This window comes from bacterium (assembly GCA_021108215.1).
Taxonomy (GTDB): Bacteria; Oederibacteriota; JAAXVQ01; order JAAXVQ01; family JAUVAV01; genus JAIORK01.
In genome coordinates this window covers 16,353-27,337 of sequence record JAIORK010000025.1, presented here as the reverse complement: position 1 = coordinate 27,337, position 10,985 = coordinate 16,353, and the positions used below count along the sequence as shown (strand labels likewise).

The window sequence follows — 10,985 nt, the reverse complement described above, 5'->3', positions numbered from 1 at the left end:
AGGACGGCTGGCATTGTCACGGTATCCGCCACCGGCTGCAGGACGGCTGGCATTGCTGCGGTATCCGCCACCAGCTGCGGGACGGCTGGCGCTGCCGCGGTATCCGCCACCGGCTGCAGGACGGCTGGCATTGTCACGATATCCGCCACCGGCTACAGGACGGCTGGCATTGTCACGGTATCCGCCACCGGCTGCAGGACGGCCGGCATTGCTGCGGTATCCGCCACCAGCTGCAGGACGGCTGGCATTGCTGCGGTATCCGCCACCGGCTGCAGGACGGCTTGTGCTGCCACGATAGTCTCCACCGACAGGGCGACTCTTATTCGCACTAAGTCGATTTCCGCCACCGTCTGCGGAACGGCTTTCTTTATCACGATATCCACCCGCCGGACGATTGGTATTGCCGCGATATCGACCGGTTGCCCGATTATCCGCGCTGTGGTATTTACCGGTTGATTGACTGTCACTGCTGCGCGATCGGTCGATAGATCGCTGATCACCATCTTGCTTATGCTGGAATGAGCGGCCCTTCGTACGAGGCTCCTTGGATATAATATCTTCAGGTTCAAAATAATCAGTCTTATTTTTTTTATTCATCCTGGGTTTTTCTTTCGTTTTAAGCTTCACTTTTTTCCCGCTCTTAACAGGTGTCAGTGTCGTACGTTTTTTTTCACCCGCAGGTTTCTTTTTCTTTGCAGCCGCCGCTTTGGTCGTAGGCAGCGCTTCAGCAACCACCAGGATATTTTCGTCCAGCTTTTTTTCATGCAACCCTGCAATAGCCGCCTCGGCTTGCGTACGCGCAGGCATTTCAACAAAGCCATATCCTTTCGATATCCCGGTTTTTTTATTCCGGACAACCACCACTGATGTTAACTCGCCATAGTCTTGAAATAATTTCAACAATTCCGTTTCTGTGATTTCAACGGGTAAATGATCAACATGCAATTTCATAATCAATGCTCCTAAATTTAAAAATGTTGGGATGGTGATTGCCGACACAAAGATTGAGGATGCTTTGCTCTCCCCTGGAAAGTGATCCGCTATTTAGATCGTACGCTGAATCCTCTCATATTCTGTTGAATTCTGATATCAAAAAGATAACGCGGCTTACAGATTATCCTCGAGTTTACCCAGTGCCCAACGATACGCCCCCAGGTCTCCGGGCGAGAAAATGGCGAATTGGACTTTCTCAAGTCCGGTGTTTTCCAAGGTGAGATAGTCGATGACTGTCTTAAGCGCGATTTGGGCAGCATCAATGATTGGATAACCGTAGGCACCGGTGGAGATGGAAGGAAACCCGATGGATGTCAGCTGGTGTTGATCTGCCAGCCGCAGACTTTCACGGTAAGCTGAGGCGAGCAGTTCCGGTTCATATTTGTTCCCGCCATGCCAGATGGGTCCTACGGTATGGATGACATAGTTGGCAGGTAAATTCCCACCGCTGGTGATCACCGCCTTGCCGGTTTCCAGCCTCCCGATTTTTCCAATAATCTCAAGGCATTCTTCCAAAATAACCGGTCCGCCGTGTCCATGAATGGCGCCATCCACACCTGCACCGCCGGTGAGTCGGGGCTGAGCAGCATTAACCACCACAGTAGTGGTAAGGGTCACGATATTATCCAATTGAATAATCAGTTGAGTCTGATGAATGGTTCGTACAATGGGTTCTGAAATAGCGTCACATTGAGCACACGACTGCATGCTCTTTAGAATTTCCTGTTTACGCTTTTGTTTTCCTTTATCCGCTTCCATAAACCCACCTTGCCATGCTTCCTCGTTTTAAAAATAAACACCAATACTATATAAAAGCAAGACATCAGGCATTTCCGCTGCGCCTGCATCTTCCAGTGCTTCCGCCATACCCTCGCTGACTTCCAGTGTATAGCCCAGACCAATCTGGCCGTTGAGCCAGCCAAACGCTTTGAAGCCATACGTCACACCCAAATACTTGACATAACGATCTCCTCCGCCCTGGCTCCAGTAGGCAAACGATAGATATTCGCTGTGCATATCCGGTTCAAAATAATAATTCACCCCAATGTCCCATCCGATAAAGCCGGCACCAATCTGGAGCGCCACATTCGAGCTGCCCAACAATGCCTGATAATCCAGCCCCACCAGGGAACCTCCGCCATTGAGAAACCCAAGGGTAAAAGATTGTTTCTTGATTTTCTCCAGTTTGGGGACTTCGGCCGCATTGCCGGCTATGCCCGGAGTAACTTCCTCAGAGACCGGAAGCTTGGCAGGCTCCTTCACATCCATCGTCTCCGTGGGTTCTTCCTCAGGGTTCGTATCCATGGACAATTCTTCAGACGCTGTCATCCCATCCTCGGAAACATCCGGTGCCGGGGTCATGGCAACCGCTTCCGGTGCAATGGCAGTCAATCCGGCCGGAACAACCGTCGTGACCTTGGCGATCATCCCGGAATCAATCAGATATTCATTGTCCCGCCGCTCATACCGGATAACGCCCTGATCATTTTGCAAAATGGTGACTTGATCAATATAGTAATCATTAACCAAAACCAGCACTTCCGCCAACGCAATTTGACTCGAAAACACCAAAAACAGGATCAACAGGCCCAGACTTTTTCGCATCGCTTCCCTCCCGTATTTTGTTCAACTATTGGTTAGACAACCAGTAAGATTTTTTTATTACATTTTTTTAAATCACTACCGGCAGCATACTTACAAACTAGATATGCATATCCAATTTACGCAGAACTTTATTCATAATCCGTATGGCTTTATATTTCAACCGTTTTCGTAACAGCCATAATTTGTTCAGTCTTTTCATAGTCAGGCGATAAGGATCCGCTTCAGGCATGATGCCCTCATTTCGAAAGATGACCCGAATTTCGCGCGTAACGGTCTCACCGTTGTCCAGATAATCATAGCTCCATGGTATGAGCTGTGTATTACGATTTTCTTCCAGCTTATCCCTATAGGCACTGCTCAATTTTTTCATCACACCCAGACTTGCCTGACCCCAGTTTTCAATTGCCCAATCAAATATCTTTTTACCAATATCGGAAAAATGAATAAACCGCACCGGATGACCGTTGACCGTCAAACGTTTCTTTTCAATTTTCAAATGCCGGCCGGATATATTCCAAATTGCAATATTGTATCCGGGATGTTTTAAAAGATGCACATCAAATAACGTCGGTGCCAGATCGACCCATTTCTGGTCCGTAAAAATCCCCCGCTCCTTATCAATATAACAGGCATGACAAATCCGGTCATGCCACCAGTTGAGAAAACGTTTTGCCTCAGGTGAACGCCGCAGTGCCAAGAACCCCAAATTATAAATCCCATGGTTCATACAGCTCATTTCCATTTCCAGATTTCCCGGTGTCAACAAATGGGGCGTCAAGACAATGGCATGCCGGACCAACAGGAATCTCAATTCCGGCAAGGGGCTATAGAGCATAATATCAGGGTCCAAATAAACACTATTCGTTTCAGTTTTAAATGTCGCAAACAGATATTTCATCCATTGCGCTTTAACTGCGGTCGCACCCTCGACCAATTCATGCTTAATGATGAAGCGGTTAAAATACCCAAACCCCAGGTCCTTTGCCAGCACCACCCTGTCAAAATGCGGATAATTACCAACACCTTCCGGCATCTCCTTTTCCACGATACACAGGCAAAATTTCGCCTTGGGGTCATGCTGTTTAATAGACGCTGCCAGTACTTTGGCGCGCGGCAAATAATTGGCACATACAATCGTACTATAAATCATGTTTATCCCTTGGTGTCCTCTCCAGTTTTTTAAAAATTCCCTCGATAATCGCAAAAATAAAATAATAGATTTTTTTTAGAATCGGCCGCTTCAACAATCGCAGTTCAATTTTCATAGCGGGCGAATCACGCAATATCTCGCCATAAACATTGATTTGTTGCTTCAATTTCTGGCGATGGTTGATGTACAGCCGCATATTATTATCCCGCAAAAACAAATCACGATGATTATAAAAAATTTGCGTATACACTTCCGACAGCTTCCCGCCGGCTTTCAAACGCGCGGTTCGCGAATCATCACGCACCCGGCAATAAAACAATATTTTGTTGATCCGGTGAACAACACAATTTTCTTTTTCAATCAGGGAGAGCCAAAAATCGTAATCCTCCATACCCTCCCGCATGGCCGGGTTGAAACCGCCGACATTTTTCCAAGTGCTTTTCCGGAAAAGGGCTGACACAAAAATCATATTGTCTAAAAAAATATTTTCCAAAGAATACTCCGGCAGGACCATTTCCCCGGACCGTTCCCCGAAATAGTGCGCACGGCAGTACACAATCCTGGTCCGCTGATCCGCTTCCATCACCTTAACCGCTGTTTCCACATACCGCTTCCCCAGCTTATCATCTGCATCCAGCGGCAAAATGTATTTACCCTTGGCTTTTTCAATCCCGGCATTCCGGGCCGCTGCCGGGCCGCTGTGGGGAATGCGTATTACCCGAATCTTGGACTTCGAAAAGTAATCGAGCAACTGATTGGTCGCAGCATCCGTCGAACCGTCATTGACAATAATCACTTCACAATTGGAATACGTCTGGCCCCGTGCCGAAGCAACGGCTTCTTCCAGGTATTTCCCGTCATTATGACAAGGAATGATGATGCTTACTTTGGGCTGTGCCTGCCTCATGAATAGCCTCTTCTAGCCTGCCTGAGCCGCATTAGCTTCCAGATAGGCTTTGATAACATCACCGGGAATACCGCCGATTTTTATACGATGATTATCAACCCAGGCAACACGATCACAAATTTTTTCAACTTGACCTAAATCATGGGACACAAACACAATGGTCACTCCTTTTTCTCTAAACGCCATGATACGGTTAATACATTTTTTCTGAAACTCCACATCCCCTACCGAAAGAATTTCATCGATTAATAAAATTTCCGGATCAAGACAGGCGACTACGGAAAAACCCAATCTCGCCAGCATCCCGCTGGAATAAATTCTCAGCGGCTGCTCAATAAAATCACCTAACTCTGAAAAATCGATGATTTCATCAATTTTACATTCCACTTCTTTCCGCGTCATGCCCATTAAGATGCCATTGAGATAAATATTTTCCTTACCCGTAAGATCGTGATGAAATCCCGCACCCAACTCCAGCAAAGGCGAAACCCGTTTTTTGACGATCACTTCACCCTTCGTCGGTTTTAATACCCCGGCAATAAGACCCAGGGTCGTACTTTTGCCGGCGCCATTATTACCAATAATACCAAAAGTTTCACCTTCAAAAATCCCACCCTCAATATCAATTAAAGAATCGAACTGGGTTTTGCGAAAGCTGCTCAACGATCCGGGCAGATTAAATAAAAATTGCTTAAAACCGCCGGTCATATGCTGATATTGGGGATAACTTTTACTGACATGATTAAATATAATAACCGACGCGCTCATACCACCTCCGCAAATTTACCGGATAGTTTTTTATATACCAGCAGTCCAATAACCAATGCCAGACTGCCATAGCCCAAACTGATCAAGCTATAAAACCAATCCAGGTAACCCTCCATAAAAAGACTGCGCCAGCTCATGATCAGCGGCGCGAAAGGATTGAAATAGATTAAATACTGATATTTTACAGGTATCATTGCCACTGGATAAATAATCGGTGTGAAATAAAATGAAAACACCAGCGCAATGGTTACCAGTCTTTCCATATCTCTGAAAAATAAGTTTATGGAAGACACGATTAAAGCAATCCCATAAACGAATAACAACTGGACCATAAGAAGTATCGGAATACCATAGAGCCAGGATAAGTGACAGGATTTATTTTCCAGCAGTATGAATAAAACGATTACGGGAATCGAGAAAATATAATGCAGCATATCCTGCAACACAATCGTCAACGGCAGAACATTCCTGGGAAAATTAACTTTTTTAATAATACTGGCATTGGAAAGAAAAACGGAAGGCGCCAAACCCAGCGAATTTGAGATCCACTGCCAGGGAAACAACCCGACAATAAGGAACAACGCATAATTTTCCATATCAATACGCATAATAATTTTGAAGGCAATAAAAAACACAATCGCAAAAGCCATGGGATTGGCAATCGACCAAAAATAACCCAGAAGGCTGTTTTTATAACGTACTTTTAAATCCTTATGGGTCAGGACTACTATTAAATCTATTAAATAGCGATACTTTCTTTGCACATTTCCCTCAATCTTATTTTGCCATCATCACTGTTTAACTGAAATGACAACATCATTATATTCTGCTTTTAATCCTAAATCGATATTTTCAATTAATATGATTTTCGATTCCATAGCACTACTGTCAGATATAAACTGTTTAATATCATAACCCCAATCCCGGGTCACCAGATGATCCCCATGATAATCAGGTTTCTCTATATACTGAATCTCCTTTGTTCGTTCATCAAGAACAGCCCGGACTCGAGACTGTTTGTTTTTCATGACCAGCGGCACTGTGAAAATATGCACGCCACCGGGTTTCAAGGTTCTGGCAATTTCCTGAAATGCTCTTTCAGGAAAAAAAACATGCTCCATCACATCAGAGGTAATATGCAAATCATACATTTCATTTTCAAATGTTAATTGCTCCAGATTTTCGCAGCGAAAACCATCTTTCACTTCACCACATTTTGTTCCCTCATGATACATGGTGGGCAAATAATCTTTACAACCATCCCGGATTTTCCTACTGGCTCCGGTCCAGACCGGAGAGGATTCGTGAATTTTTAAATCCCGCCAATGTGGATAAAACAATTCCAGACAAGTCATCAAGGCCCGTTCTTTGGGAATGGAGTTGCAATTTTGACAACGGTAATGATCACGAAACCAGTCATAAACCGAGGAAAAGGTCACTGCCTGATCACAGCAGATGCAATAACCCTTGTTTTCACATCCCATCAAAGGTGTCCTTTCCCATTTTATAATCCGCAATATTAATTTTGTGTATCTCCACGGACTCTATTTTATAACTACCGGGATCACAGGAAAAATCAAACCGAATTGGATTTTCCAGCCACTCATCGCGAACAACAAATCCCAAACGACTATAACCTAATTTCAGTTTTTTAAGCAGACTGTTCTCTTCAATGAATTCACCGTTCGGATGATCCAAACAAAACAACTGCGCAGTGGTTTCTTTTGATGCTTGTATATTAAAAACGATCTTATACATTCCTTTTTCTATATCTTCCACTAATTTTTTTAAAACAATAAAAGAATCGGTCCCCATCGCGTTGAGCACCACCGTCTCAGACACCACTTGAATCGTTGCTTGAGAAACCTCACTGATAAGCTCATGCACTTCTTGGGCACAAAACTTTTTAACCAGCGTACCCGGGGTTATCATATATATTGTGGTTCCTACGCTTTTCGTTGATGCCCCCCCCCCCGTCTCCAATCCTGTAATTCGGGCATAACGAACCAAGTAATGTCCCCCGCCTGTTCCCGGATCAAATCGCAAAGGATACTCCAACACTTCCGGATCAAGTTGAAAACGTAAATTATTATTCCCCGCACGAACCGTTTTCCGAATACTCATGTCTTCGCCATACCGGCCGTCTTTTGATCTCAAATAAAACAGCTGACTCACATTAGCAACCGACACATCCAATCCAATCTCCAGGACCGGTTTTGATTTTTCCGAACAATGCAGCACAGAAGGTAATATCAAATAGGGATCTTCTTCTTGCGCACGGACCAACAGTCCGGTTGGAACAAGCGCAACGCTTGTTTTCGCGCTCCCCATTAACACCTGCTGCCATTCCCTTATGATTGCGCGGTCCTTATTATTCACCTCAAATAGCCTGAGCGAAACTTCACCCTTCCCATCAACCTGTTTTGAATATTCATTTTCATTCAGTTTCCTCAAAATACTAATCGCCCGAATAACAAACTCACCGGGCATCATACTGGGATCAAACCGTTTGGGATAGTAATAACTTTCGGCAGGCAAATAGTATTTTAGGTAATTTTCACCGCCAACAACTTCTTCAGAAATACTTTTTTCCTCCGAAAATTGCCGCTGCCCATTGTCCAAATAAAATAATTGACTTGATGTATTGACAGTTGAACGCATGACAATTTTCAGAATATAATCCGTCTGATTGAATTGTTGTGGTGCCGGAAAATAAATAATCGGATCATGCCCATACACAATAACTTCCAATCCATCTTTTTGCAATGTTGCTTTTAATTCTTTATTATAAGAAACTCGTGAAACATCTTCCTCGGTATATTCATATATTTGTTCATATTGATATTCATCCAGAATATTTTCCATAACGTCAACAACAACACGCTCGGCCACTTCAATAATAACACGATTATAAGTATCCAAACATTTATCAAACTCACCCGCCCTATAGACTGTTTCGTAATGCACAAAAGAAATATCTGTAAAAAACTGCCGCACTGTATTTTTTGAACCAGCCATCATGGAATCATGCAAAACCAACGTCTTGCCTTCCAGCATGGGGCGATGACTGCTCTTTGAAGTATAGCGGATCATTTTTTTATCAGTCCCCGGCAAATCCATTCCTTTTTTCAAAACAAGCTCTACGCCTCTTCTTTGAATATCCATTTCACGGACAACTTCATATTTTTTTCCTAATCCTGACATCAACATCAAATCTCCACAATGGGATTTCGTACCCTGATCAACAATCTCTTTTTCATCCCATAGACCGGGTTGCAACTTTTCTATGATATTTTTACTCATCACCAGTGCACCGCGCGGATTATGATGCGTATCTTTTTTAAAAAAAATGTTCTCGTCATTTCTTTTTTTTGCCTGGTTATATTTTTCCCACAGCGGTAAAACCTGAGATGATTGGTGCTTTTCAAAATATTGGCGAAGTATTTTATTTCGATCTTGTCCCTTGGCAATGTTTTTTTTACATAGGACACTTAATTTTTCCGGATAAACAGCATGTTTATCCGGCGCAACAACCAAAAGCACCTCTGCCCTATCATCCTGTAGGTTTCGGAGAAACTCATCTATTTGTCTGAATACTTTTTGAATTTCATCCCTGGTTTCTCGCGGCAACAAGTAGCCGTCACGGATAAAAAACCAGCCATCCAGCCCAATATCCACTGTACTAAAACTCCGGCGATAAAACAGGTAATAATCCAGAGTGCGTTTTAAAACAAGCAATCCGCTACGCAATACCATGCGATCTGTCAAGGCATCCGATAGGGATCTATAAAAAGAAGCGTTCAACATACTTCTATAGGAATTGATAGGTGGAAATGCCACTGGATTTCTTTTTTCCGTCTCCTGAATAAATGTCACATTTTTCTTTCCAAATCCCGGAATCGCCATCATGTGTGCACCAATCCAGCTTAAAAAAATGATTGTACTAATAATAAGGGTTATCTTTTTCATATCAAAATTGAAAATAAATAAAAGGATTAAAATTCCGGCTAACAATCATCATCACTGTCAGGGTTAGCGCCACTGTTATAATACCTATTCTTATCAATGCGACCGACCGCCTCTCCGATTGTTCTAAGATTATTGCCACTGGTTTATCTCCGGTAACAAATATTGCCAGTAAACCTACCGCCATCCAGATAAGGGCGTGTATATTTCTGAAGTCCAGCGCAAACAGCACATTGCCTGTTTGCGGCAGAAAAAGAGCCGTATAAAACTGTCCGGCATGAGAAATATCACTGACTCTAAACAATACAAAGCTCAGCATAACCAGAACAAATGTTACCAGCCTGCGTGCTGCAAGCCAGCGTTGCGGTTCCCCTTTTTTTACCAATCCAAACAGTCGCTCCACACTTAAAAACGCACCATGGCAAAATCCAAATACCAGAAAGGTCCAATTGGCGCCATGCCAGAATCCCACTAAAACAAACACAATAAATAGATTAAGGTAAATTCGCCAGGCCGTGACCTTTGAACCTCCCAAAGGGATATAAACATACTCCCGAAACCAGCGGGAAAGGGTTATATGCCAGCGCCGCCAAAAATCAGTAACACTTATTGCTAAATAAGGCCGATTAAAATTTTCAGGTAATCGAAATCCAAACATCTGACCCAAGCCAATCGCCATATCCGAATACCCTGAAAAATCAAAATAGACCTGAACCGTAAAAGCCAATAAGCCCAGCCACGCCACGGGTGTTGATAAATCTGTTTTCATTGCAAATATTTGGTCCGCCAAAACAGCGATTGAGTCCGCCAACACCACTTTTTTGAACAAACCAAGACAAAACCGGACAACACCGGTCCCGAATTTTTCCACGGTAACAATCCGGTTTTTAATTTGATCGGCAATTTCGTGATATCGAACAATCGGCCCGGCAATCAACTGAGGAAACATACAAATATACATGGCAAAATCGACCGGGTTGCGCAGCGGCGCCAAGCGATGCCGCGCGATATCAAAGACATAACTCATGGCTTGAAACGTAAAAAAGGAAACACCGATTGGCAGCAAAATATGAGATATCAAAACGGGCTCGAATCCCGGCAGGATTTTCCCTATGGCAGCGTTCATTTGATCAATCATGAAATTGGCATATTTATAATATCCCAATATCCCAATATTGATAACGACCGCCCCAATCACCGGCAGCCGCTTTTTCCACTTCCCCAGAGCATCATAGGTTTTTTCCGCCCACAAGCCAAGTAACCAGTTTATACCAATAGAAGCCATCAGGATAAAAACAACACCGCCGGCTCCCCAGAGATAAAACACCAGACCTGCCAGCATGAAAATTAAATTTCGCAAGCCTGGTCTTGCCAGAAAATAGAATCCCAAAACCACAGGCAAAAAATAGAAAAGAAATGTCACTGACGAAAAAACCATGACCGCTCCATATACTTATTTCAAATTGATGACGCCTATATAGGTATCACCGTCTTTATACCTGTGCGCATTGTTGCTCGAGTACGCAGCGAAGGGTTTGGCAGCTTATTTGCACAATCACTCAAACTATACCTGAAACTTTTTTTTCAAATCCCCGT

10 protein-coding genes are annotated in these 10,985 nt (G+C 43.7%); all 10 read right to left on the bottom strand.

Annotation, left to right across the window (positions count from 1 at the left end; all coding sequences use genetic code 11):
- A partial coding sequence (locus K8S19_04640) for an RNA-binding protein (protein MCD4812960.1) occupies nt 1-951 on the bottom strand: 951 nt, incomplete at its 3' end.
- Nucleotides 952-1,107: 156 nt separating this feature from the next.
- Nucleotides 1,108-1,701, bottom strand: coding sequence for a macro domain-containing protein (locus tag K8S19_04635; protein MCD4812959.1), 594 nt, complete (start codon nt 1,699-1,701; stop codon nt 1,108-1,110).
- 78 nt (nt 1,702-1,779) lie between these two features.
- Nucleotides 1,780-2,598 carry a hypothetical protein gene (locus K8S19_04630; protein ID MCD4812958.1) on the bottom strand — a complete coding sequence of 273 codons (819 nt, stop codon included), beginning with the start codon at nt 2,596-2,598 and terminating at the stop codon, nt 1,780-1,782.
- A gap of 97 nt (nt 2,599-2,695) precedes the next feature.
- Nucleotides 2,696-3,748 (bottom strand): hypothetical protein, encoded by a 1,053-nt coding sequence (locus K8S19_04625; protein MCD4812957.1) that lies wholly within the window; start codon nt 3,746-3,748, stop codon nt 2,696-2,698.
- Nucleotides 3,738-4,655 (bottom strand): glycosyltransferase family 2 protein, encoded by a 918-nt coding sequence (locus tag K8S19_04620; GenBank protein ID MCD4812956.1) that lies wholly within the window; start codon nt 4,653-4,655, stop codon nt 3,738-3,740. Before K8S19_04620 ends, K8S19_04625 begins: the two co-directional genes overlap by 11 nt.
- 12 nt (nt 4,656-4,667) lie before the next feature.
- On the bottom strand, nt 4,668-5,423 hold the full coding sequence (locus tag K8S19_04615) for an ABC transporter ATP-binding protein (protein ID MCD4812955.1): 756 nt from the start codon (nt 5,421-5,423) through the stop codon (nt 4,668-4,670).
- The gene (locus K8S19_04610) at nt 5,420-6,187 is read right to left on the bottom strand and encodes an ABC transporter permease (protein ID MCD4812954.1); all 768 of its coding nucleotides are present in this window, start codon (nt 6,185-6,187) and stop codon (nt 5,420-5,422) included. The genes K8S19_04615 and K8S19_04610 overlap by 4 nt, the downstream gene beginning before the upstream one ends.
- Nucleotides 6,188-6,214: 27 nt before the next feature.
- Nucleotides 6,215-6,907, bottom strand: coding sequence for a class I SAM-dependent methyltransferase (locus K8S19_04605; GenBank protein MCD4812953.1), 693 nt, complete (start codon nt 6,905-6,907; stop codon nt 6,215-6,217).
- Nucleotides 6,897-9,332 carry a hypothetical protein gene (locus tag K8S19_04600; GenBank protein ID MCD4812952.1) on the bottom strand — a complete coding sequence of 812 codons (2,436 nt, stop codon included), beginning with the start codon at nt 9,330-9,332 and terminating at the stop codon, nt 6,897-6,899. Before K8S19_04600 ends, K8S19_04605 begins: the two co-directional genes overlap by 11 nt.
- Nucleotides 9,333-9,393: 61 nt before the next feature.
- Complete coding sequence (locus tag K8S19_04595) at nt 9,394-10,827, bottom strand: MBOAT family protein (protein ID MCD4812951.1); 1,434 nt, start codon at nt 10,825-10,827, stop codon at nt 9,394-9,396.
- Nucleotides 10,828-10,985 lie beyond the last annotated feature (158 nt).